Annotated in this window: 18 protein-coding genes; 13 read left to right on the forward strand and 5 right to left on the reverse strand. The window is 71.2% G+C overall.

The features are described 5' to 3' along the window. The first annotated feature begins 4 nt into the window (after positions 1-4). From EDF55_RS00250 to EDF55_RS00300, 11 genes are all read left to right on the forward strand, one after another. On the forward strand, positions 5-1,294 hold the full coding sequence (locus EDF55_RS00250; RefSeq protein WP_185017000.1) for an amidohydrolase family protein: 1,290 nt from the start codon (positions 5-7) through the stop codon (positions 1,292-1,294). Then, positions 1,291-3,363, forward strand: a complete 2,073-nt coding sequence (locus EDF55_RS00255; RefSeq protein WP_123652961.1) for a hydantoinase/oxoprolinase family protein — start codon at positions 1,291-1,293, stop codon at positions 3,361-3,363. Before EDF55_RS00250 ends, EDF55_RS00255 begins: the two co-directional genes overlap by 4 nt. Beyond that, the gene (locus EDF55_RS00260) at positions 3,360-5,093 is read left to right on the forward strand and encodes a hydantoinase B/oxoprolinase family protein (RefSeq protein WP_123652962.1); all 1,734 of its coding nucleotides are present in this window, start codon (positions 3,360-3,362) and stop codon (positions 5,091-5,093) included. The genes EDF55_RS00255 and EDF55_RS00260 overlap by 4 nt, the downstream gene beginning before the upstream one ends. A gap of 92 nt (positions 5,094-5,185) precedes the next feature. Continuing rightward, on the forward strand, positions 5,186-6,775 hold the full coding sequence (locus EDF55_RS00265) for an ABC transporter substrate-binding protein (protein WP_123652963.1): 1,590 nt from the start codon (positions 5,186-5,188) through the stop codon (positions 6,773-6,775). Between the two features lie 79 nt (positions 6,776-6,854). Next, the gene (locus EDF55_RS00270; RefSeq protein WP_123652964.1) at positions 6,855-7,919 is read left to right on the forward strand and encodes an ABC transporter permease; all 1,065 of its coding nucleotides are present in this window, start codon (positions 6,855-6,857) and stop codon (positions 7,917-7,919) included. Continuing rightward, positions 7,916-8,806 (forward strand): ABC transporter permease, encoded by an 891-nt coding sequence (locus EDF55_RS00275; protein ID WP_123652965.1) that lies wholly within the window; start codon positions 7,916-7,918, stop codon positions 8,804-8,806. Before EDF55_RS00270 ends, EDF55_RS00275 begins: the two co-directional genes overlap by 4 nt. Beyond that, positions 8,803-9,642, forward strand: a complete 840-nt coding sequence (locus EDF55_RS00280; RefSeq protein WP_123652966.1) for an ABC transporter ATP-binding protein — start codon at positions 8,803-8,805, stop codon at positions 9,640-9,642. Before EDF55_RS00275 ends, EDF55_RS00280 begins: the two co-directional genes overlap by 4 nt. Beyond that, positions 9,639-10,496 (forward strand): ATP-binding cassette domain-containing protein, encoded by an 858-nt coding sequence (locus EDF55_RS00285; RefSeq protein ID WP_123652967.1) that lies wholly within the window; start codon positions 9,639-9,641, stop codon positions 10,494-10,496. Before EDF55_RS00280 ends, EDF55_RS00285 begins: the two co-directional genes overlap by 4 nt. Next, complete coding sequence (gene hydA / locus EDF55_RS00290; protein WP_123652968.1) at positions 10,493-11,902, forward strand: dihydropyrimidinase; 1,410 nt, start codon at positions 10,493-10,495, stop codon at positions 11,900-11,902. The genes EDF55_RS00285 and hydA overlap by 4 nt, the downstream gene beginning before the upstream one ends. Beyond that, positions 11,902-12,987, forward strand: coding sequence for an acetamidase/formamidase family protein (locus tag EDF55_RS00295; RefSeq protein WP_123652969.1), 1,086 nt, complete (start codon positions 11,902-11,904; stop codon positions 12,985-12,987). Before hydA ends, EDF55_RS00295 begins: the two co-directional genes overlap by 1 nt. Further along, a complete protein-coding gene (locus EDF55_RS00300) occupies positions 12,984-14,495 on the forward strand; it encodes an amidase (RefSeq protein WP_123652970.1) in 1,512 nt (503 codons plus the stop codon). Before EDF55_RS00295 ends, EDF55_RS00300 begins: the two co-directional genes overlap by 4 nt. 18 nt (positions 14,496-14,513) lie before the next feature. Here EDF55_RS00300 and EDF55_RS00305 read toward each other — a convergent pair whose 3' ends face one another. After that, on the reverse strand, positions 14,514-14,831 hold the full coding sequence (locus EDF55_RS00305) for a hypothetical protein (protein WP_123652971.1): 318 nt from the start codon (positions 14,829-14,831) through the stop codon (positions 14,514-14,516). Between the two features lie 98 nt (positions 14,832-14,929). On the opposite strand from EDF55_RS00305, the gene EDF55_RS00310 reads away from it, so the two are divergent. Together EDF55_RS00310 and EDF55_RS00315 are read left to right on the forward strand one after the other, a co-directional pair. Next, positions 14,930-15,298, forward strand: a complete 369-nt coding sequence (locus EDF55_RS00310; RefSeq protein ID WP_185017002.1) for an N-acetyltransferase — start codon at positions 14,930-14,932, stop codon at positions 15,296-15,298. A gap of 51 nt (positions 15,299-15,349) precedes the next feature. Beyond that, on the forward strand, positions 15,350-18,805 hold the full coding sequence (locus tag EDF55_RS00315; RefSeq protein ID WP_123652973.1) for a TM0106 family RecB-like putative nuclease: 3,456 nt from the start codon (positions 15,350-15,352) through the stop codon (positions 18,803-18,805). Positions 18,806-18,863: 58 nt separating this feature from the next. Here the strand turns inward: EDF55_RS00315 and EDF55_RS00320 are convergent, their stop codons facing one another. From EDF55_RS00320 to EDF55_RS00335, 4 genes are all read right to left on the reverse strand, one after another. Further along, on the reverse strand, positions 18,864-19,592 hold the full coding sequence (locus EDF55_RS00320) for a hypothetical protein (protein WP_123652974.1): 729 nt from the start codon (positions 19,590-19,592) through the stop codon (positions 18,864-18,866). Between the two features lie 391 nt (positions 19,593-19,983). After that, on the reverse strand, positions 19,984-20,640 hold the full coding sequence (locus tag EDF55_RS00325; RefSeq protein WP_123652975.1) for a GPP34 family phosphoprotein: 657 nt from the start codon (positions 20,638-20,640) through the stop codon (positions 19,984-19,986). Positions 20,641-20,705: 65 nt separating this feature from the next. Next, positions 20,706-21,494, reverse strand: a complete 789-nt coding sequence (locus tag EDF55_RS00330) for a glucose 1-dehydrogenase (protein WP_123652976.1) — start codon at positions 21,492-21,494, stop codon at positions 20,706-20,708. A gap of 40 nt (positions 21,495-21,534) precedes the next feature. Further along, positions 21,535-22,272 (reverse strand): HNH endonuclease family protein, encoded by a 738-nt coding sequence (locus EDF55_RS00335; RefSeq protein ID WP_123652977.1) that lies wholly within the window; start codon positions 22,270-22,272, stop codon positions 21,535-21,537. Between the last annotated feature and the right edge of the window lie 63 nt (positions 22,273-22,335).

Consider the following 22,335-nt stretch of genomic DNA (forward strand, 5'->3'; position numbering starts at 1 on the left):
CCCCGTGCGCAACACCAACACCCGCCCAGCGACCCCCGGCACGCCGGGACACCCCGACGCGCTCTGGCTCGTCGGCGGACACGTCGTGGACGTCGTGGCGGGGACCGTCCTCCGCGACCGCGCCGTCGAACTCCACGACGGTCTGATCCGGACGATCACCGACACGGCGCCCGCCGACGCCGAGCACACCCTGGAGCTCGAGGGCCGGTTCGTGTTCCCGGGGCTGGTCTCCGTGCACACCCACCTGACGATCGTGTACCCGTTCGAGGAGACCGACGTCAACGAGAACCCCGGCGACTCGGCGCTCCGTGGAGCCTCACGCGCCCGGGACGCCTTGCTCGCCGGCGTCACCACGGTCCGCACGCTCGACGAGCACAACCGGGCGGACATCATGATCCGCCGTGCCGCGCAGGCTGGATGGCTCGACGCCCCGCGGATCGTCGCCTCCGGACAGGCGATCGGTATCACCGGCGGCCACGGCCGGGGTCGACCTGGCGCGTTCGCCGACGGTGCGGACGCGTTCCTGAAGGCGGCGCGCTCCGAGCTCGAGGCCGGCGCCGACCACATCAAGGTGTTCATCTCCGGCGGGATCGCCCACCTCGGCGAGACGTTCAACGGTGCGCAGATGACGGCCGACGAGATGGCCGCGGTCGTCCGTGCCACCAGCGAGCAGAACACGTACGTGGTGGCGCACGCCGGCGGCGGAGCGGCGATCCAGGAGGCCCTGAAGGTCGGGATCAACGCGTTCGAGCACGGCTACGACCTGGACGAGGAGACCGTCGACCAGATGGCGGCCGCGAACTCCTACCTCACCCCGACGCTGTCGGTGACGAGCTCCCCGGAGTGGATGCGCGACCACGGCTTCACCGAGTGGCAGATCGACATCGCCCTGAACGTGCACCCGACCCACCTGGAGAGCATCCAGCGCGCCTTCACCCGGGCGATCGGCGACGACCTCGACGCCGGCGGCATCCGGATCGTCGCGGGAACGGACTACCTGCCGGGGGAGCCGCACGCCGGGACGTCCTGCGCGGTCCGCGAGATGGAGTACCTCGAGCAGGCGGGACTCCCGACCCGCACGACGCTCCGCGCTGGAACGTGGGAAGCCGCCCGGCTGATGGGCAGGCAGGACCAGTTCGGTTCCGTCGCCGAGGGACTCGCCGCGGACATCGTCCTCACCACGGACGACCCGACGGAGACGGTCTCCGCCCTCCGCACCATCGGCACGGTCATCCAGGCCGGTCGCATCGTCCGCACCGACATCCCCACCACCTCGGAAGGCCAGGCCGCATGAGCACCGCGACTCCGTCCCTCAAGGTCGCCGTCGACATCGGCGGCACCTTCGTCGACGCAATCTCCTACGACTCCGTCAGCGGCGCGATCACCGTGCACAAGGTCCCGACCACTCCGGCCGAACCAGCCGCGGGTGTGCTCCAGGCCGTCGTCGAGCTCGTCGACGACCTCGACGCGATCGAGTCCTTCGCGCACGGCACCACGCTCGGCCTGAACGCGATCCTGCAGCGGAACGGCGCCGACGTCGGCATCATCACGAACGATGGGTTCAGCGACCTCATCGAGATCGCCCGTGCCGCGATCCCGACCGACCACATGTACGACTTCTCGTTCCAGCGTCCCGCACCGCTCGTGCCACGCCGTCACCGTCGCGGCGTGCCCGGTCGGATCGACGCACAGGGCGTCGAGGTCGTCGCGCTCGACCTCGACGCGGTCGAGGCCGCTGGTCGGTCCCTGATCGAGGACAACGGCCTCCGATCGATCGCCGTCGTGTTCCTGCACTCCTACACGGACCCCACGCACGAGCGGCTCGCGGCCGAACGACTCCGCACCGTCTTCCCCGACGTGGCGGTGTCGATCTCGAGCGACCTGACCCGCGAGTACCGCGAGTACGAGCGAACGAGCACCGTCACCCTCGACGCCTACATCCGTCCTGTGCTGAACGACTACATCGCGTCGCTCGAGTCGGCGCTCGCGGAGGGCGGTCTCGCCACCCCGCTGCAGATCATGCGCTCCGGGGGCGGGGCGATGACGGCGGAGCTCGCCCGTCGGGCTCCGCTCACCACGGTCCTCTCCGGACCCGCAGGCGGCGTCGTCGGGACATCGTTCCTCGCCCGTGAACTCGGCCTCGACCGGGTGCTCTCGTTCGATGTCGGCGGCACGAGCGTGGACTCCTGCGTCATCGAGAACGGTGAGCCGAGCGAGGTCCACGAGGCATCGATCGACGGGCTCCCACTGCTCATCCCGATCTTCGACATCCGCACCATCGGAGCCGGGGGCGGCTCGATCGCCTGGATGGACGAGGGCCTGCTCAAGGTCGGTCCGCGCTCTGCCGGCGCCGTGCCCGGGCCGGTCGCGTACGGCAAGGGCGGAACCGAGCCGACGGTCACCGACGCGGCGCTCGCCCTCGGTTACCTCGACCCGAAGCGGTTCCTCGGCGGGCAGATGGACGTCGACGCCGAGGCGGCACGCGCCGCGATTGCCGAACGCATCGCCGCCCCGCTCGGCATGGACACCACCCGTGCGGCCGAGAGCATCTTCCGGATACTGACGGCCCGGACCGTCGGGGCGCTCCGGGAGATCACCATCGAGCGTGCGCTCGACCCGCGCGAGTTCACGCTGCTCGCGTTCGGCGGCGCCGGCCCGCTCCTCGGCCCGATGGTCGGTCGCGAGCTCGAGATCGACACCACCATGGTGCCGCGCGTGCCCGCCGCGTTCTCGGCCTTCGGGATGCTCATGTCCGACCTGGAGTACGAGTTCGCTGCGACCTCGCTGCAGCCGCTCGACGACCTGGCGCTCGCCGAGATCACCGAGCAGTTCAGCGAGCTCGAGGACCAGGCCGTGGCCGTCCTCGACGAGCAGGGCGTCGCGCCGGAGCGTCGGCGTCTCGTCCGGACGCTCGACGTCCGGTACCGCGGCCAGGAGCACGCGCTGCCCGTGGAGTTCCGTGCCGGTGACACCGCCATGGCCGTCCTCGACCGCTTCAACGCCCTGCACGCCGCCCGACACGGGCACGCGATGACCGAGCCCGGGCAGATCCTCTCGATCCGCCTCCGAGCGATCGGCGAGCAGCCGAAGCCGCCGCTCGGCCGCATCGCCGAGTCCGACGGCAGCCCCGTCGAACCCGTCGAGCACCGCGACGCCTGGGACGTCGCGACCGGCGCCTGGCACCCGTTCGCGGTGTACGAGCGCGACACCCTGCGCGCCGGCGACCGCGTCGAAGGCCCCGCCGTGGTCGAGGAGGGCACCAGCACGACGGTGTTCTTCGGCGACCAGTACCTCGAGGTCGACGCCCACGGCGACCTCGCCATCCGCCAGCACCGCACCACCGACACGGGAGCAACGGCATGACCGCCACCGACCGGCTCGACGGCGCCACCGTCGAGGTCATCAGGAACTACGTCGTCTCGGCCGCCGAGCAGATGCGCCGCACGCTCGTCCGCTCCGCGTTCAACCCGGTGATCTACGACGTCCTCGACTTCGGGATCTCGCTCTACACGGCCGACCAGCGGCTGATGGCCGAGGCGAGTGGCATCACGCACTTCCTCGGCGCCAACGACCGGGCGCTCGTCGAGGGCACGAAGTACATCGGGGTGGAGAACATGCACCCCGGCGACGTCTTCGTCCTCAACTACCCGTACTGGAGCGGTGCCCACGCCTACGACGCGATGCTCTTCGCGCCGGTGTTCGAGGAGGGCGCCGAGCGCGGTGCCGCCCCCGCGGCGTTCCTCGCGGTGCGGGCGCACTGGATGGACCTCGGCGCCAAGGCTCCCGGGTACGTCCTGGACTCGACGGACATGCACCAGGAAGGCCTCATCTTCCCGGGGACGAAGGTCGTCGCCGGCGGCGAGCTCGTGCACGACATCCTCGAGCTCATCCGCTTCAACTCGCGCCTGCCCGACCTGACCATCGGTGACTTCCACGCGCAGCTCGCCGCGATCCGAGTGGGGGAGCGTTCCCTGCACCAGCTCTGGGCGAAGTTCGGCGTCGGCACCGTCGAGCAGGCGATCTCGCAGGTCATCGAGCACGGCGAGGCCGTCGCACGCCGCGCTGTCGCCGCCCTGCCCGACGGCAGCTGGACGGCGTTCGACTACATCGACGACGACAACATCTCCGACGACCTCATCCGGATCCAGATCACGGTGACCATCGACGGGGACAGCATCACCGCCGACTACACGGGGTCCGACGCGCAGGTCCTCGGTCCGGTGAACCTGCCGATCGGTGCCACCGAGGGGATCGTCAAGGCGACGTTCAAGAGCCTGACGACGCCGAACGAACCCTCGAACGCCGGGCACTTCGCGCCGGTCACGATCATCGCCGAGCCGGGCAGCATCTTCAACGCGGTCTACCCGGCGGCGACCTTCACCCAGTGGAGCGCGATCGTTGCGACAGAGCTGATGCACAAGGCGCTCGCGCAGGTCCTCGACGACATCCCCGCGTCCTCCGGTGGCGACGAGCCCGGCTTCATGGCGCTCGGCCACGACCCGCGCACCGGCACCGACTTCGTGATCAGCAACAACGAGGGCATCGGGTGGGGCGCGACGAAGGACCACGACGGCGGCAACGCCCAGCAGCACCCGTCGCAGACCACCGTCCGGAACACGCCCATCGAGGTCCTCGAGAACAAGTCGACGATCTTCCACGAGCGTCTCGAACTCATCCCCGACTCCGGCGGACCCGGACGGCACCGCGGTGGCGTCGGCGTCCTCCGCGAGGTCCGGTACACCGAGCCCGGTGAGGTCCTCTCCATGAAGAAGAAGACCAAGACCCGGCCGTGGGCGCTCGACGGAGGCCAGGAGCCGGAGCCGAGCGAGATGGTGATCTGGCCCGGGACCGAGCGCGAGCAGCGCGTCGGGATGTACCGAGCCTCCATGGCGTCCGGTGACCGTTTCGTGAACCGCACGGCCGGCGGCGGTGGCCACGGTGACCCGTTGACCCGGGACCCCGCCGCGATCGCGGCCGACGTGCTCGACGGCTACGTGAGCGTCGAGGCGGCGCGCGAGCACTACGGCGTCGACGTCGCACCGGACGGCACCTGGCAGCCCACCGCGGCCCGCGGTGCTCAGCCGACCGCCTGACCGCACCACCCAGCACCGTTCTTCCCCAGCTTCATCCCACCCAGCACCGCTCCCAACTCACCTGCACCACCCGACCAGGAACGAGGGACACGATGTCCATCCGTCTCACCCCCACGCGATCGCCCCGGCGCATCGCGGCCGTGGCGACCGCGTTCGTCGCCATCGCCGTGCTCGCCGGCTGCTCCACCGGCGGCAACGCGTCGTCGTCGTCGTCCGCAAGGACCAGCACGCTCGTGATCGCCGAGAACGAGGTCCCCGCCTCGTTCGACCCCGTGCAGGCCGACAACTCCACCGTCGACGAGGTCGTGTCGCCCGCGTACGACTCGGTCCTCGCCTACGACGGCAGTGACCTCAAGGGCAACGTCGCGAAGGAGTGGACCCTCTCCGACGACGGCAAGAGCATCGACCTGACGTTGCGCGACGACGTCACGTTCCACGACGGCACGAAGCTCACCGCCGAGGACGTCGCGTACACGCTCGACCGGATCAAGGCGATCAACACCGGTGTCGCCTCCTTCCTCACCGCGTACGACTCGGCCACGGCCACGGACGACACACACCTCACCATCAAGCTCTCCACTGCGGACGCCACGTTCGTGCCGGCACTCTCGCGGGTCTACGTCCTCGAGAAGGCACTCGTGTCCGAGCACGAGGGCGACGACCACGCACAGTCGTGGCTGTCCACGAACGACGCCGGCTCCGGCCCGTACGCGCTCACCAAGTACACGGACAACCAGTCCGCCGCGTACTCGCAGTACAAGGACTACTGGAAGGGCTTCGACGGCCAGGCGAAGAAGCTGCAGTTCCAGTACTTCTCCAGCGCGAACGACGAGAACCAGGCCCTCAAGGCCGGAGACGTCGACATCGCGATGGACATCGCACCGAGCGAATGGGCGTCGTACAAGTCGAACAGCGCGTACAAGGTGGACCAGGCCACCACGAACGTCGGGCTCTACGCCTTCTTCAACATGGACGGCACCTCGACGAAGGACAAGGCGCTCCGTGAGGCCGTCGCGACCGCGTACGACTACTCGTCGCACGTGAAGTCGATCCTCAAGGGCGCGGGCACCGAGCTCGACGGCGTGCTCCCGTCCGGGTTCGACATCGGGACCGAGGGTGTCACGCAGCCGGAGTACGACCTCGACGCCGCCAAGAAGCTCATCGACGACAACGACCTCTCGGGTACCACGCTGACGATGACCTACTTCAAGGCCACCACCGAGATGGAGCAGGCCGCCACGCTGCTGCAGTCCTCGCTGAAGCAGATCGGCGTCACGCTCGACGTCAAGGCCGTCACCTACCCGGCCTACGTCGAGATGGCGTCGAAGCCGGAGACGCGCCCCGACATCGCCGAGGTGTACGCCTTCCCGGCGTTCCCGGACGCGAGTGCGGTGCTGTACCAGAACTTCGACTCGCAGTTCATCGGCGGCGGCCAGAACTGGGGCGCCTACTCGAACCCCGAGGTCGACGAGCTCCTCGCCGCGGCGCAGTCGTCCACGGACGAGGACGCCCGCAAGGCGGACTACCTGAAGGTCGAGCAGATCGTCACCGCCGACTACGCGACGATCAACCTCGCCAACTCGAAGTACGTGACCGTGATGTCCGACCGCGTCAAGGGGTACACGTACCAACCGGCGCACCACCAGACCGTCGACGTCTACGCCATCACGCTCGGCGACTGACCCACCCGGTGGCCGGCGTCCCGCGGGGCGCCGGCCACCACCCACCCGCATCACCGCACCACACCCCTAGGAGGACCCGGTGACCCGGTACGTCCTGAAACGACTCGGCCTCAGCGTCGTCGTGCTCGCCGGCCTTGTCGTGCTCGCGTTCGTCATGGTCCAGATCCTGCCGGGCGACCCGGCCCGCGCCGCAGCCGGCCGCACCGCCACCGCGGCGCAGGTGGCCCAGGCACGCACCGCGCTCGGACTGGACGAGCCGCTCCCGGTGCAGTTCGTCCGGTTCATCGGCCGGCTGCTGCAGGGCGACCTCGGCACGAGCGTGGTCACCCACCGCGCGGTGCTCGGCGACATCACCACGGTGCTGCCCTCCTCCCTCGAGCTCGTCGTCGCGGCGATGCTCCTCAACGTGCTCATCGGCGTCCCGCTCGGCGTCCTCGCCGCGTACCGCCGCGGGAAGGCAGCCGACGCCGCCTCCCGCATCGTCGCGCTCCTCGGCGCGGCGCTCCCCGTCTTCTGGCTCGGCCTCCTGCTCCAGCTGCTCTTCGCGGCGAAGCTCGGATGGCTGCCGCTCTACGGCCAGCTCGGCTTCGGCATCGAGGTCCCGACCGTCACCGGGGCGACCACGATCGACGCGCTCCTCGCCGGCGACTGGTCGGCCTTCGGCTCCGCGATCGTGCACCTGCTGCTCCCGGCGATCACCCTCGCCGCGGCGTTCATCGCCGTCGTCGCCCGGACGGTGCGCTCGAGCATGATCACGACGCTCGACGCCGACTACGTCACCCTCGCCCGGGCGACCGGGGCATCCGAGCTCCGTGTCGTCGTCCGGCACGGCCTGCGGAACGCCCTGCTGCCCGTGTCGACCATCCTCGGCATGCAGCTCGGATGGATGCTCGGCTCGACGGTCCTCGTCGAGTCGACGTTCAACCGGACCGGGATCGGCGCCTACATGGTGACCGCGGTGCTGCAGAACGACCTCTACGCCGTCATCGGCTCGATCCTCGTCGTCGGCGTCGTGTTCATCATCGCCAACCTGGTCGTCGACCTGGTCCAGCTGTGGATCAACCCCCGCCTGCGCTCCGGCATGGGCACCCCGCGCGCACGGCGTCGTCCGAGTGCGCTCGTCTCCACGGAGGTGGCATCGTGACCGACTCCCGCATGGCAGCCGTCGGCGCCTCGAGCACGCTGCTCCGACCCGTCCGTCGTCGCCGTCGTCGCACCACGCCGCTGCTCGAGGGCATCGCGCTCGTCGTGGCGGCCGTCGTCGTGGTGATCGCGGTGATCGGACCGTGGATCGCGCCGTTCGACCCGACCCAGGTGGACATCGGGAACTCGTTGCAGGCGCCCTCCCTCGCACACCTGTTCGGCACCGACGCCACTGGCCGCGACGTCCTCAGCCGGGTGCTCACGGGCGCTCGCACCACCCTCGGCGCGACGGCCATCGTCCTCGCCGTCACGATCGTGATCGGGCTCCTCGTCGGGGTCCTCGCCGCACTGGTCGGCGGGGTCCTGGACGAAGTGCTCATGCGCGTCACCGACATCGGGCTCGCGCTGCCGTCGATCGTCCTCGCGCTCGGCATCGCGGCGGGACTCGGACCGAGCCTGACCTCGACCGTCATCGCCGTGTCCGCGACCTGGTGGCCCGGGTACGCACGGCTCGTCCGGACGATCGTGCGGGACGTCCGCGAGGCGGAGTACGTCACCGCCGCTCGCTCCCTCGGCGTGGGGCGGCTCCGACTGGTGTTCCGGCACATCCTGCCGAACTCGCTCGACCCGCTCTACGTGCAGCTCACGCTCGACGTCGCCGCGGTGATGCTCGTCATCTCCGGTCTTTCGTTCATCGGCGTCGGCGCTCAGGTCCCGTCCTCCGAGTGGGGCGCGATGGTCGCAGCGGCGGCCGACAACGCGACCTCGGCCTGGTGGGCTCTGGTCTTCCCCGGACTCGCGATCGCGGTCACCGGGGTCGCATTCAACCTGGTGGGCGACTGGATCCGCGTCCGCACCGACCCCACCCTCCGAGGAGGCGCACGATGACCGCGAACCTGCTCAGCATCGACGATCTCCACGTCGCGTTCGGCACCGCGCACGACCCCCTCGAGGTCGTCCACGGTGTCGGGCTGACCGTGCGCCGCGGCGAGCGTGTCGCACTCGTGGGGGAGTCCGGTTCCGGCAAGTCGGTCACCGCGCGTGCCGTCATGCAGCTCGACACCGACGCCCGGCTCTCCGGGAGCATCCGTCTGGACGGCCGTGAGCTCGTCGGTGCATCCGCTCGGGCAGTCCGGGGCATCCGGGGAGCGCAGGTCGGACTCGTGTTCCAGGACCCGCTCACCGCGCTGAACCCGGTGATGACCATCGGGTGGCAGATCATGCAGCCGCTGGTGTTCCGCGGGGTGCCCAAGCGGGACGCGCGCCGCCGTGGGATCGAGATGCTCGAACGCCTGGGCGTCCGGGACGCCGCCGACCGTTTCGACGCGTACCCCCACGAGTTCTCCGGCGGGATGCGTCAGCGCGTCGTCATCGCCATCGCGGTGATCGCCGAACCCGCACTGCTCATCGCCGACGAGCCGACGACGGCCCTCGACGTCCAGGTGCAGGCCCAGGTCCTCGCGCTCCTCGACGAGATCGCCGCCGAACGCGGCATGGGGGTGCTCCTCATCACGCACGACCTCGGCCTCGTCGCGGGCTTCGCGGATGACGTCGTCGTGATGCGCTCAGGAGCGGTCGTCGAGCACGCGGACACCGACACCCTGTTCGCCACCCCGCAACACCCGTACACCCGCGGACTGATCGGGGCGGTTCCCCGGATCGACGCGGACCCGTCGGTCCGGCTCGTGTCGGTCAGCGACGTGGAGAAGGAGGACGTCCGATGAGCCTGCTCGAGGTCGAAGGGCTCGTGAAGCGCTTCGGGAACAGCCGTCCAGCCGTCGACGAGGTCGCGTTCACGATCGAGGCCGGAGGGTCGTTCGGACTCGTCGGCGAGTCCGGATCCGGCAAGTCGACCACCGCACGCCTGGTCACCGCGCTGCTCCGGCCCGACGAGGGCTCCGTCCGACTGGACGGCACCGAACTCGTCGGAGCCGGCCGTCGAACGGTGCACGGGGCACGACGCGACATGCAGATGGTGTTCCAGGACCCGTACTCCTCCCTCGACCCGCGCATGACCATCGAGGAGCTCGTCGGCGAGGGGATGCTCGTGCACGGCATCGAGCGCGATCGGCGCCGGCGTCGGGACCGTGTCGTCGAGCTCCTCGAGACGGTGGGGCTCGAAGCGGAACACCTGACGCGCTACCCTCGGTCGTTCTCCGGCGGACAGCGGCAGCGCATCGCGATCGCGCGCGCGCTCGCCGTCGGGCCGAAGCTCCTGGTCTGCGACGAGCCGGTCTCCTCGCTCGACGTCTCCGTGCAGGCGCAGGTGCTCAACCTGCTCCGGGACCTCCGGGAGTCGCTCGGCCTCGCAGTGCTCTTCATCGCGCACGACCTCGCCGTCGTCCGGTACCTGTGCGACGAGGTCGCCGTGATGCGCAGCGGCCGGATCGTCGAGCAGGGCAGCCGTGACCAGCTGTTCGAGCACCCGACCCACGACTACACGAAGGCACTGCTGGCAGCAGTGCCGGTGCCGGAACCCGCGGTCCAGCGGGTCCGGCAACAGGAGCAGCGGGAGCGTATCGACCGCGAGCGAGCGCTCGCCGTCGCTGGGCTCCCCACAGCCGGAGGGAACCGATGAACACCACCGATCGCCTCGACCTCGTCATCAGCGGCGGCACTGTCGTCGACGCGTCCTGGAGCGGCGTGGCCGACGTGTGGGTGCGGCAGGAGCGGATCGTCGCGGTCGTCGCGGCCGGCACCGAGCCTCCCGGCGGGACGGACCGTGTCATCGACGCGACCGGCAAGCTCGTCATGCCGGGCGGCGTCGACGCGCACTGCCACGTCGGCTACACGTCCGGCGAGTACACGTCGCGGGACGGCTACCGCGAGTGCACCATCGCGGCGGTGTTCGGCGGCACGACGACCATCGTCGACTTCGCGATCCCGTCCCCGGGCGAGGTGCCGCTCGAGGTCGCTCGACGTCAGCGCGCACTGGCCGGCGACGGGGTCTGCGACAGCGCGCTCCACGCATCCGTCGTGGAGTGGGACGACACCACCGAGGAGCAGCTCCGCACCCTCGTCGACGAGGGCATCGTCACCGTGAAGATGTTCACCACCTACCGCGACGAGACGATGGCGAGCGCGGACACGATCCTCCGGACGATGCGGGCGCTGCGGGAGCTCGGCGGCATGGCCGTCGTGCACTGCGAGGACAACTCGATCATCGAGGAGGACCAGCGACGGAGCGCGGCGCGCGGGGAGATTGACGCGGCCCACATGGGCACCACCCGCTCCGAGCTGGCCGAGACAGCCGCCGTCGCGGAGGTCATCGCGCTCGCCGAGTCCATCGACGCACCGGTGTACTTCGTGCACCAGTCCACCCCGGCCGCCGTCGGGCTCTCCGCCGACGCCCGCCGCCGCGGTGTCAAGGTGTACACCGAGGCGGTCGCCCACCACCTGACGCTCGACGCCGGGCTCTACGACGGCGACGACCCGGAGCGCTGGGTGTGCTGCCCGCCGCTCCGCCCAGCCGACCGGGTCGCCGGGCTCGGCGAGCTCCTCACCCGCGGGGAGATCACGACCGTGTCGAGCGACCACTGCTGCTACGACCTCCGACAGAAGGAGGCGCACACGCACGACGTCCGCGAGATGCCGAACGGGCTGCCCGGCGTCGAGACCCGTCTGCCGATGGTGTTCTCCCGCTTCGTCGCCGAGGGCGGTCTCGACCCGCGGAAGTTCGTCGAGCTCACCGCCACCAACCCCGCCAAGGTGAACGGCATCCACCCGACGAAGGGGGCGCTGATGCCCGGCTCGGACGCCGACATCGCGATCTGGGACGCGTCGACCCGGTGGACGATCACCGCGGACACGCTGCACATGGCGACCGACTACACGCCGTACGAGGGCATCGAGGTCAGCGGACGGCCGGAGACGGTGATCGTCCGTGGCACCGTGGTGGTGCACGACGGTGCGCTCGTCGAGAGCGGGGCCCGCGGTCGGCACGTCCCCGCCGGCCGGCTCGACCCCGACGCTTGGCTGGTGTGATGGCGATCGACGTCCTGCAGCCCGGGACCGGCCCCGTCCCGGGGGGCCAGCTGATCGAGGCGACCCCGTCTGCGGTGCTGTGGGGGCGCCTCCCGTCCCGCGCCGATGCGCCGATCGCGACCGTCCAGCCCGGGGCGAGCGTGACGATCGACACCGTCAGCCACGAGGGGATCCTGGCGGACCAGGGGCACGATCCCGTCGCGTTCTTCGGCCAGCACGGTGTCGCACCGGAGCTCGTGCTCCGCGACGCCGTCGAGATCGCCCGCTCGGTCAGCCGTGGCCCGGGCGACGGGCCGCACGTCGTGTCCGGCCCGATCACGGTCGAGGGCACCGAACCCGGTGACCTGGTTTCGGTGACGATGCTCGCGATGACGCCACGCGTGCCGTACGGGGTCATCTCGAACCGGCACGGGCGCGGCGCGCTCTCCGGCGAGCTGCCCCGCGCCGAGGAACCGGTCAGCGTCTTCGCGGACGTGGTCGAGCGCGACGGGGAACTCGTCGGGCGGCTACCCCGCGTCGAGGGCGGCCCACCGACGATCACCTTCCCGCTCCGGCCGTTCCTCGGGATCGTCGGGGTGACGGTCGACTCGGACGAGCGTCCGCACTCCGTCCCGCCCGGACCGCACGGCGGCAACATCGACATCGCCCTGCTCACCGCGGGGGCCACGCTGTACCTGCCCGTCCAGGTCCCGGGAGCGGGGGTGTACGTCGGGGACCCGCACTTCGCGCAGGGCGACGGCGAGGTCGCGCTCACGGCGATGGAGGCGTCGCTCCGGGCGACGATCCGCCTCGACGTCGTCCCGCGTGCCGAGGCGCTCCGCCAGTTCGGGGACCTCGCTGGGCCGCTCGCGGAGACGACCGAGTACCTCGTGCCGACCGGGATGGACGAGGACCTCGACGAAGCATTGCGGCAGTGCGTGCGGGCCGCGATCGCGCTGGTCCGGGCGCGGTGGGGTGTCGACGAGCACATCGCGTACGCCTACCTCAGCGCGGCGACCGACTTCCGGATCTCGCAGGTGGTCGACCTGGTCTGCGGGGCGCACGCCACCATCCGCAAGGCCGACTTCGCCGAGGTCCTCGGATGACGACGTGGCCGTCCGGCCTGCGCGAGGCGTTCGACTCGTACGAGGACGCGCTCATGCGCGACGACACCGCGGTGCTCGACGACCTGTTCGCTCCCGGCCAGCAGACGATGCGGGCGGACCACACCGGTCTGCTCGTCGGGCACGACGTGATCAGCGCGTTCCGCTCGGGCCGAGGTGGCGTGGCTCGACGCACGATCGCGTCCACCGAGGTCCGGCTGCTCGGCACGGACGACGTCCTCGTGGTGGCAGTCTCGCGCTTCGAGGGTGGCGGCAGCGGTGTGCAGACCCAGGTGTGGCACCGCTGGCTGGACACCTCCTGGCGGATCACCGCGGCCCACGTGACAGGACGGCCCCGGTCGTTCGACGCGAGCACCTGGCGCGTCGTGGGGGCGCCGCTCGTCCGCGGCGCGGAGAGCGGACCGCTCGACGGCGTCCGCGTTGCAGTCAAGGACCTGTTCGACGTCGCGGGGTACGTCCGCGGGCTGGGGAACCCGACGTGGGAAGCGTCCGCACCGGTGGCGTCGGAACACGCTGCGGCAGTCCGCGCGCTCTTGGACGCCGGCGCGGACGTGGTCGGGATCGCGCGGACCGACGAGTTCGCCTACTCGATCGCCGGCCGGAACGCACACACCGGCACCCCGCTGAACGGTGCGGCGCCGTCACGGATGCCGGGCGGCTCCACGTCCGGCGCCGCTGCCGCCGTGGCACTCGGCATGGCCGACCTCGCCCTCGGGACGGACACCGCCGGCAGCGTGCGCGTCCCGGCGTCGTACCAGGGGCTGTGGGGGCTCCGGACGACGCACGGAGCCGTGTCACGCGGAGGACTGCACCCGCTCGCGCAGACGTTCGACACCGTCGGGTGGCTCGGCCGGGACGCGGCGGTGGTCCGGGACGCAGCGGTCGCCTCAGGCCTAGGAGCGGGTGACGTGCCGGGACTCAACGGCGGGCTCGTCGTCTCCGACGCGCTCGTCGAGGCCGCCGACCTCGGCACCCGTACCGCCTTCCGTGGCTGGCTCGACGCGTCGGGCCGGCCGGTGGCGGCGGTGAAGCTCCCGGCACTCATCGAACTGGCCGATGTGCTCCGGATCGTGCAGGCGGCTGAGGCATGGGACAACGACGGGGCGTGGGTGTCCGCCCATCGCGACGCCCTCGGACCCGACGTGCTCGGCCGGTTCGACGTCGCGGCCACCGTGACGACCGAGCAGGTGCGCACGGCGCGCGCACGGCTCGTGGAGCTGCGCCGTGACGTCCGGGACGTGCTCGGCGGACGCGTGTTGTGCCTCCCGACCGTGCCGGGACCAGCCCCGTTGCGGGACGCGACCGATGACGACGTCCAGGCGACCCGGGCTGCGACGCTCCGGATGACATCGGTCGCCGGGGTCGGTGGGTTGCCAGCGGTCTCCGCGCCCTGGCTCGAGGTGGACGGCGCCCCCGTCGGTGTCTGCCTGGTCGGGCCCGCTGGTTCGGACGTGGCGCTGCTCGACCTCGCCCTGGCGATGGAGCGCTGAGGTCGTCAACTCCCGCCTTCAGTGCAATCGGCGGCCGGCCTCGTCGATCGCCGCGATGACCGTCGGGACGCCCCAGACGAGGAAGCGCGGCCGGGCACCGGACTGCATCACGACCTCGATCTGCCGCGACAGCCCCCGGGAAGCGTTCCGTACCTCGACGACCTGATCCAGCGGGATCCCGAACTCGGCACGGACGAAGTTCAGCCGGTGCGCGTGGAACCACAGCGCTGTCGACGTCAGGGTCAGACGACCGCCGATGCCCTCCATGCCGCGAGTGCCGAACATGCCGCGCGCCACCCCGCCGGGAGGCTGGAAAGCCTCGACGTCGAGCTCCACGCGCCGGTACGCAGCGACGTTGATGAAGCACGTCGCGTTCTTGCGGAGCAGCACGGTGCCCGCCCGGCCCGTCCGATGCACTCTCCGCGCTGATCTCCGTGCCGCTCGGGCTCGACCCGGCGGGCAAGCGGAGCATCGGACTCTGGGACGACGGGGAGCTGGTCGCGTTCGCCGACGTGCTGCTCGGGTACCCCGACCCGGAGACCGCGTACATCGGGCTGCTGATCGTGCACGGCGCCCACCAGGAGAAGGGCCTCGGCCGGCGACTGCACGACGCGATCCTCGACCGGGTGCGACAGGAGACCGGCGCGTCCCGGATCCGCCTCGGGATCGTCGAGCGCAACGCCGACTGGGCCGCGCCGTTCTGGACCGCCCTCGGCTACGAGCCCACCGGCGAGACGAAGCCGTACCGCTACGACAAGCTCGAGAGCACCGTCAGCATGTGGGAGCGACCGACGGCCAGCTGAGACCACGACGAGCCAACGGGCGGTGTCGGCCCCCGCCCCTAGGGTGAAGCCGTGCAGATCACCTCCGAGGGCCGGGCGCTCCTCAGCCCCAGCGACCTCACCACGTGGGCGTCGTGCGAATGGGCGTTCCTGCGCCGCCTCGACGCCAAGCTCGGCCGCGGAGCAGCCCTGCCGGACGAGCACGACGACATGCTCGACCGCACGGCGAAGCTCGGGGACCAGCACGAGCTGGACTACCTCGAGATCCTCAAGACGAGCCACGACGTCGTCGAGTTCGACCGCCCGGCACCCCCGCAGTACGCGGAGGCAGCAGCGGCAGCACTGGACGCCATGCGGAGCGGCGCGGACGTCCTCTACCAGCCGACGTTCTTCGCAGCGCCGACACCGGACAGCGCGGGCTTCATCGGCTTCGCGGACTTCATCATCCAGAACGCCGCGGGGGAGTACGAGGTCTACGACACCAAGCTCGCCCGGCACGCCAAGATCAGCGCACTCCTGCAGCTCACCGCCTACGCGGAGCAGATGCAGGCGCACGGCATCCCGACGGGCCAGCAGGTCCACCTGGTCCTCGGTGACCGCACGACGACCACGCACGACCTGGCCGACATCGCGCCGGTGTACCGCACGCAGCGAACGGAACTGCGAAGGGTGATCGAAGAACGGCTGCGCGCAGACGAACCCCTCGCCTGGGGCGACCCGCGCTACGCCAGCTGCGGCCGGTGTGGCGCCTGCCAGCAGCAGGTGGAGCAGCACCGCGACCTGGTCCTCGTCGCCGGGATGCGCCTCGACCAGCGCACGAAGCTGATCCGGCAGGGTGTCCTGACGATCGACGACCTGGCGGTCCGCACCGCACCGGTGCCCACCATGGCGAAGTCGACGCTGGACCGACTCGTCCGTCAGGCGAGCCTCCAGATCGACTCGGAGCACGCGCGCGACCACCGCCCGCGCTTCGAGGTCCTGGACCCGTCGGCCCTGGACGCGATCCCGGTGCCGGACGCAGGCGACGTGTTCTTCGACTTCGAGGGCGACCCGCTCCACACCGAGGACGGCGTGCACTGGGGCCTCGACTACCTCTTCGGCCTGGTCGACGACCGGGCCGACTTCACGGCGTTCTGGGCGCACACCATCCGCGACGAACGCCAGGCGCTCGTGGACTTCCTCGCCTTCATCGCCGAGCGGCGTGCGCAGTACCCGGGCATGCACATCTACCACTACGCGGCCTACGAGCGGACGCACCTGCTCTCGCTCGCGGCGCGCCACGGGGTCGGCGAAGAGGCGGTCGACGACCTGCTCCGCGCGGGCGTGCTGGTCGACCTGTACCCGATCGTCCGCAAGGCCCTGGTCGTCGGCAGCCACAGCTACTCGATCAAGAAGCTCGAGCCGCTCTACATGGGCGAGGACCTCCGCCTGAGCGACGTCACGAACGCCGCGGACAGCATCACCGCCTACGTCGAGGCGATCGAGGAACTCCGGAACGGCGACCCCGCGACCGGGCAGCGGATGCTCGACCAGGTCGCGGACTACAACGCCTACGACTGCCGCTCGACGCTGCGCCTGCGCGACTGGCTCCGCTCGCTGCGCCCGCCGTCGACGGACGCGCCGGCCGAGCTCGACCTGCCGCCGATCCCCGTCGAGCGCGAGCCGAACCCGGTGTACGTCGCCCTCGCGGAGCACCTCGAGGGCGTGGTCGCGCTCGACCGCACCCCGGACGAGACGGCGCTGGCGCTCGCCGCAGCCGCGATCGACTACCACCGGCGCGAGGCCAAGACCTTCTGGCAGGACCACTTCGACCGCCTCCGCAACCCCCTCGACGAGTGGGCGGACACCCGCGACGTGCTGGTCGTGGAGCGCGCTTCCGTGGAGCGGGACTGGGACACGCTGCCGCGTGCCCGTTCGCAGTCCCGAGAAATCCGGTTGTCGGGGACGCTCGCGCCCGGCAGTCGTCTCCGGCCGGGAGGCTCGCCCCACCTCGTCTACGACACCCCGCCTCCGCCATCGGTCGGCTCTCCGGGCCCCGGGTCGAAGGGCGCGACGGATCGCGCCCAGGTCATCGACGTGCGGGACGACGGGGAGGCGACGGAGGTCCTGCTCCTCGAACGGCTGCCCGTCGGTGGGGAACCCCACCACGAGTTCCCGGTCGCGCTCGCGCCGTCGTCCCCGCCGCGGGCGAAACCACAGCCCGAGGCGATCGCCGAGTGGGGTGGGTCCGTGCTGGACGCCCTTCCGGAGATGCTGCCGGACCCCGCGCTCGACCTGCTCCGGCGGGTGCCGCCGCGGGGAGCGCTCGCCCCGGTCGTCGGCGACGACACCGTCTCCGCCGTGGTGACGACGCTGCTCGGACTCGACCGGTCGTACCTGGCGATCCAGGGCCCTCCCGGCACGGGCAAGACCTACGTCGGCTCGAACGTCGTCGCGCGGCTCGTCCGGGAGTACGGCTGGCGGGTCGGTGTCGTCGGGCAGTCGCACGCCACGTCGGCGAACTTCCTCGACGCGGTCATCGCCGCCGGGGTGCCGGCGGACCGGGTCGTGAAGCAGCCGAAGTCCGGCGCCGATCCCGAGGACGTCGAGGCAGCGGCGTGGACCCCCGTGAAGAACGGTGCGGCGATCGCGGCGTTCCTCGCCTCGTGCGAGCAGAGCGGCACCGGGGGCGTCGTCGGCGGCACGGCGTGGACCTTCGCGAACGAGTCCACGATCGAGCGGCGCTCCCTCGACCTGCTCGTCGTGGACGAGGCCGGGCAGTTCTCGCTCGCGCCGACGATCGCCTCGTCGATCGCGGCCTCGCGGCTGCTGCTCCTCGGGGACCCGCAGCAGCTGCCCCAGGTGTCGCAGGGCTCGCACCCGGAGCCTGTGGACGAGTCGGCGCTCGGGTGGCTGGCGGACGGCGAGCACGTCCTGCCGCCGGAGTTCGGGTACTTCCTCGCGCGCACGCGGCGGATGGAGCCCGCGCTGACGGCGTCCGTCTCGGGGCTGTCCTACAACGGGCAGCTCACGTCCATGGCGTCCGGGCGGCACCTCGAGGGCGTCGAGCCCGGCGTGCACCCGGTGCCCGTCGTGCACGCAGGCAACACGACCTCCTCGCTCGAGGAAGCACAGCGCGTCGTGGCCCTCGCGCAGGACGTCGTGGGGCGTCCCTGGACGGACGGCGACACCGTGCGGAAGCTGACGGACGAGGACGTCATCGTCGTCGCGCCGTACAACGCGCAGGGTGCGGTGATCCGGCAGCAACTCGACCGGGCCGGGCTGACCGGCACGCAGGTCGGGACGGTGGACCTGTTCCAGGGGCGCGAGGCCGTCGTGTCCATCGTCTCGCTCGCAGCGTCCTCGGCGGCGGACATCCCGCGCGGACTCGACTTCCTCCTGATGCCGAACCGCCTGAACGTGGCGCTCTCGCGGGCGAAGTGGGCGGCGTACCTCGTGCACTCGCCGGCGCTCACCACGGCGCTGCCGCCGTCGATCCCCGGCCTGGCCTTGCTCTCCCGCTTCATCGAGCTCGTCGAGCCCCGCTGACCCGGCTGACGCCGCTGACCCGGCTGACGCCGCTGACCCGGCTGACGCCGCGAGCGGTTCAGCCGGCCTGGACGGTGCCGACTGCCGAGCTGTAGGTCGCGACGGCCCCGAACCGGGCACCGATGATCGTCACCGACCAGGCGGTGCCGTCGGATGACACCGAGTAGAGGACCCGCGCATCGTCCGGAATGGCCGCGAGGCCGGTGCCGTCGGCGAGCATGATGCGCTGCGGGTCGCTCATGCCGACCGCGAGGTCCGCCGGGAACGGACCCGCGCCGTACCGCTGGCGCATCACGAACGCGAGCGTCCCGGCGCTCTGCACTACCGCCGACTGCTCGGCCGCGCGGGTCGCGGGTTGCGCTGCCGCTGCCGGGGCCGGGGCTACGGCCGCCGGTGGTGCCGGGGTGGCGGGAGTCGACGGCGTCGCCGGCGCCGGGGTCGACCTCGGTGTTGGGACCGCGGCAGGTGCGGCCGCAGCGGAGGGCAGGGCGAGCACCGAGCCGTTGCCCGCGCTCGGGAGTGAGAGCGCTGGCAACTCGACGCCGACGTTCGAGAGGCCGACGCCGACGACGGCGTAGACCATGAGCGCGGTCCCGACGGAGCCGAGGATCGCCCCACCCCGACCGAACGCCCGGGCCGGCGCCGAGCCCCACCGGCAGGTCTTGACGACGCGGACACCCATCACGATCGCGGTCACCCCGACGGTCGAGACCACGAAGCCCGTCTGGACGCCCGACCGCTCCGGTTCGAACACCGCGATCCCCAGGCTCAGCGCCCCGAGGAGCATCGAGAGCGTGGCGTACGCCCACGGCCTCGTCGTTCGGCGAGGCTTCGCGCCGATCCAGGGCGTCGGGTCGTACAGCGCCGACCGCGTCCGGTTTCGATGCCGCGACGGCATCGCGGACGACTCCGGTGGGGACCAGTCTCGCGGTCCCGGTCCACCCAACGGCATCGTCGCCCCCGTTTCGTTCACCTGCGACCCGACCACTGTGGCCGAGGCCCGTAGAGGTGAGCGATCCCCAGAACGGGGCTGGGAACCGTTCCGATCAGCCGCGTTGGCCGATCCGGTTCGCTGGAGCCGCGTTTCGTGAACCGGATCGGTCAACGCGAGGAAGCAAAACCGGTCCCCGGAAGCGGAAGCGGAAGCGGAAGCGGAAGCGGAAGCGGAATCGCGCGCGTCAGCTCGTCGAGGCCGTCGTCGCGGTCGTGGCGGCGACGATGGCCATCACGGCGGCCATCTGGATCTCCTCGAGGACGGCCTTGACCGCCGGAGACGCCCAGTTGCCGGACGTGATCTCACGCACCAGCGCCTTGTCGACCTTGCCGAACTGCTTCCGCAGGGTGTTCGTGGCATCGAGCAGCGCGATCACCGCGGCGGTGGAGGGCGTCGGCGCGGAACGAGTCGCGAGGACGTCGGCGATCGAGGATCGGAGCAGCGCCTCGGGGCCGCCGTCCCGCTCCGGGTACGCGGTCGAGGGGAAGATGCCGAGCGTCTTCCGCTGCTCCTCGCTCAGGAGGCCGCCGGCGACCAGCGAGGCGAAGACGTCGTCGCGGAGCTGGCGCTTGCCGAGCCGCGACACCCACCACTTCGCCTTGCGGGGCGCTCCAGCCGCCGCGATCGTGCCGAGGACGCCGTCGAGCACGGGGTCTCCCGTGGTCGATCCGTCGACGACGCGGACGTCCTTGCCCTCGAGCGAGACGGCACCGCGCAGGGCGAGGTCCGCCAGGACCGCGCCGGCGAGGCCGGCATCGAACGTCTGCGCGTCCGTTGCCCGGCGCCCGTCGGCATCGGTCAGGAGGAGTGCGAAGGCCTGGGGGACGGTGAGCTCAGCCATGTCCGCATCGTTCCACGCGTGGCGGAGTCGGGTCGAGCCTCCAGGCCGATGCCCAGCCGACCGTCTCAGTAGGCGGCGGACTGCCCGCCGTCGATCGGGATGACCGTCGCGTTGACGTAGCTGGCGTCGTCGGAGAGCAGGAAGGCGACCACTGCAGCGATCTCGGGGGCCTCGCCGTAGCGCTTCGCGGGGTGCACCTGGATGAACTCCTCGGCGGCCTTGCGCGGGTTCTCCGGGTCGAGCTGCTTCATCGAGTTCTCGACCATCGGGGTCCAGATCGCGCCGGGGGCGATGGCGTTGATGCGGATGCCGTGGCGGCCGTACTCGATCGCGGAGTTGCGGGTGAGGCCCACGACGCCGTGCTTGGCGGCCGCGTAGCCCGACTGGTTGCCGATGCCGCGGATGCCGCCGACGCTGGCGGTGTTCACGACCATGCCGGAGCCCTGCTCGCGCATCACCTTGAGGACCTTCTCGAGGCCGAGGAACACGCCACGGAGGTTGATCGACACGACCTTGTCGAACTCGGCGGCGGTGAAGGACTCCGTCGGGTTCTGCTTGCCCTCGATGCCGGCGTTGTTGAAGGAGCCGTCGATGCGGCCGAAGCGCTCCGTGGTCGCGGTGACGTAGGCGTCGACCTGGGCCTCGTCGGAGACGTCGGCGACGGTGGTGAGCACCTCCGCGTCGGGAGCAGCGTCGTGCACGGCGGCGACGGACGCCTCGAGCCCCTGCTCGGAGACGTCGACGAGGGAGAGCTTCGCGCCCTCGGTGGCGAGTCGGACGGCCGTGGCGCGGCCGAGTCCGGAGCCGCCGCCGGTGATGAGGACGACACGGTCGGTGAAACGGGAAGTAGACATGGTTTTTAGGCTACACCTGTCGTTTTGGTGCGTTGCCTGGTCAGCAGGCCGCGAGGATGCGTTCGATGGCGTCGCGCTCCGCGGGCACGACCCACAGGCGGTACTTCGTCTTCACGGTGACCTGGTGCTCGACGTAGGTGCACCGGAAGGGCGTGCTCGCGGGGAGCCACGTCGCGGCGTCGCCGGAGCGCTTCTGCGCGTTCGAGTGCTGGTCGACGGCGAAGAGGTTCTCCGGGTCGTTCGCCAGGGCCTCGCGTTCGTCCTGGCTGAGCTGCTGCGCGCCCGTCGTCCAGGCGTTCTCGAGCGCGACGACGTGGTCGATCTGCACCAGGGTGGACGTCGTGTTCCCGCGGACGAAGTCGATCGCCTGCCCGGTGTACGGCGACACGAGCTCACCCGACATCACCCTGCAGGGACCGCTCCGCACGACGTCGGTGAGGTCCCGCGCCAGGACGTCGTTCCGCGTGTCGCAGCCGTTCCGGTCGACGTCGAGCCAGGCGCTGCCGAAGTCCCCGGTGCGGTCGTAGCCGGTCGCCGGCGCCTTCCCCTTGACGGGCAGCGCGGCGAGCAGCGCGCGGGCCTGCGCTGCGTCCGTCGTCGCCGTCGCCGTCGCCGTCGCCGTCGCGGAGGCATCCGGACTGGAGGCTCGGGTCGGCTCCGGCGCGCCGGCATCCGTCGTGGTCGTGGTGCCGTGCAGCGCGTAGCCGGCCACGGCGATCGCGACGAGGATCAGGGTGGAGGACAGGGTGATGCGGGTGCGGCGTCGGCGGGACGTCATGCGGGATGGTGCTCCTGGTGCTCGGTGGTCCACCCGATCCTGGCGGACTCCTCCGACATCGCC

This window comes from Curtobacterium sp. ZW137, assembly GCF_003762905.1.
GTDB lineage: Bacteria > Actinomycetota > Actinomycetes > Actinomycetales > Microbacteriaceae > Curtobacterium.

Coding starts and splice junctions, on each gene's coding strand:
- EDF55_RS00255 (WP_123652961.1), top strand. CDS start 1,291: ATGAGCACCGCGACTCCGTCCCTCAAGGTCGCCGTCGACATCGGCGGC.
- EDF55_RS00260 (WP_123652962.1), top strand. CDS start 3,360: ATGACCGCCACCGACCGGCTCGACGGCGCCACCGTCGAGGTCATCAGG.
- EDF55_RS00265 (WP_123652963.1), top strand. CDS start 5,186: ATGTCCATCCGTCTCACCCCCACGCGATCGCCCCGGCGCATCGCGGCC.
- EDF55_RS00280 (WP_123652966.1), top strand. CDS start 8,803: ATGACCGCGAACCTGCTCAGCATCGACGATCTCCACGTCGCGTTCGGC.
- EDF55_RS00285 (WP_123652967.1), top strand. CDS start 9,639: ATGAGCCTGCTCGAGGTCGAAGGGCTCGTGAAGCGCTTCGGGAACAGC.
- hydA (WP_123652968.1), top strand. CDS start 10,493: ATGAACACCACCGATCGCCTCGACCTCGTCATCAGCGGCGGCACTGTC.
- EDF55_RS00295 (WP_123652969.1), top strand. CDS start 11,902: ATGGCGATCGACGTCCTGCAGCCCGGGACCGGCCCCGTCCCGGGGGGC.
- EDF55_RS00300 (WP_123652970.1), top strand. CDS start 12,984: ATGACGACGTGGCCGTCCGGCCTGCGCGAGGCGTTCGACTCGTACGAG.
- EDF55_RS00320 (WP_123652974.1), bottom strand. CDS start 19,592: ATGCTCCTCGGGGCGCTGAGCCTGGGGATCGCGGTGTTCGAACCGGAG.
- EDF55_RS00325 (WP_123652975.1), bottom strand. CDS start 20,640: ATGGCTGAGCTCACCGTCCCCCAGGCCTTCGCACTCCTCCTGACCGAT.
- EDF55_RS00330 (WP_123652976.1), bottom strand. CDS start 21,494: ATGTCTACTTCCCGTTTCACCGACCGTGTCGTCCTCATCACCGGCGGC.
- EDF55_RS00335 (WP_123652977.1), bottom strand. CDS start 22,272: ATGACGTCCCGCCGACGCCGCACCCGCATCACCCTGTCCTCCACCCTG.